Raw genomic sequence first — 1,047 nt, forward strand, 5'->3', positions numbered from 1 at the left:
GCAAAATTACAGTATTGCTGAAGCTGCTAGAAATTTAGAAGTAACACCTCAGCTTCTTGGCCGATGGATAAAAGAAGCAGAAAATGATGATGGCCATGCTTTTAGAGGTAACGGCAAGTTAACGCCTGAGCAGGAAGAGATCCGCAAGCTAAAAGCACAAGTTAAGCGTTTAGAAATGGAGCGTGAAATACTAAAAAAAGCGACGGTCTTCTTTGCCAAAGAAACGAAATAAAATACGCGTTTATTGCCCAAAATAAGAAGATCTGGCCAGTGATATTAATGTGTCACGTGTTGGGTGTGAAAAACAATAATTACTACAGTTATCAAAAGCGGAAGTCTCAGGCCCCTGTTGATACAGAGCATCAAGAGATGTTGCAGTGGGTGAAGAATATCGCCGAGTTTAGCGATAACACCTATGGACAAAGACGTATTCGAAAGGCTTTGAATTCACTTGATTACCCTGTTGGGCGTAAGAAAACAGCGCAGTTGATGAAAGAAGCAAACGTTTGGGTGCGCTATAAAAAGAAGTACAAGGCAACAACCAACAGCGACCACAAGAAGCCTATATATGATAATGAACTTAAGCAGGATTTCGACGTTCAGCGCGCTAATCAAGCGTGGGTGCAAGATATTACGTACATATGGACTTCTGAAGGATGGCTGTATTTAGCGGTCGTAATCGATCTCTATTCGCGTAAAGTTGTTGGTTGGAGTATGGGCAGCAGAATGAAAGCACAGTTGGTTTGTGATGCCCTAACAATGGCAATATGGCAACGAAAGCCAAAAGCCGGATTGATCATACACTCAGATCAAGGCGTTCAATATGCGAGCCACCAATACAGACGGATACTGAGGCTACATAAGTTTGTCGGCAGTATGAGCAAAAAAGGCTGTTGCTGGGATAATGCAGTAGTAGAAAGCTTTTTCGGTAGCTTGAAGCAAGAACGAGTTCATTGGCGCAATTATCGAACGCGCTATGCAGCTCAACAAGATGTCTTGAATTACATCACAATGTGGTACAACAGCCAACGAATGCATTCTTACCTC

The 1,047-nt window shown here is 42.6% G+C and carries 1 protein-coding gene; it reads left to right on the top strand.

Annotated features, from left to right (window positions below; all coding sequences use genetic code 11):
- Positions 1–1,047, top strand: a protein-coding gene (locus tag IEW93_RS21810; RefSeq protein ID WP_229706753.1) for an IS3 family transposase whose coding sequence is annotated in 2 segments (ribosomal slippage) — positions 1–191 and positions 191–1,047 — 1,048 coding nt annotated over the 2 segments. Because the reading frame shifts where the segments join, the coding sequence is not laid out codon by codon here. This gene is flagged as partial in the annotation.

This window comes from Shewanella inventionis (genome assembly GCF_014641855.1).
Classification (GTDB): Bacteria; Pseudomonadota; Gammaproteobacteria; order Enterobacterales; family Shewanellaceae; genus Shewanella; species Shewanella inventionis.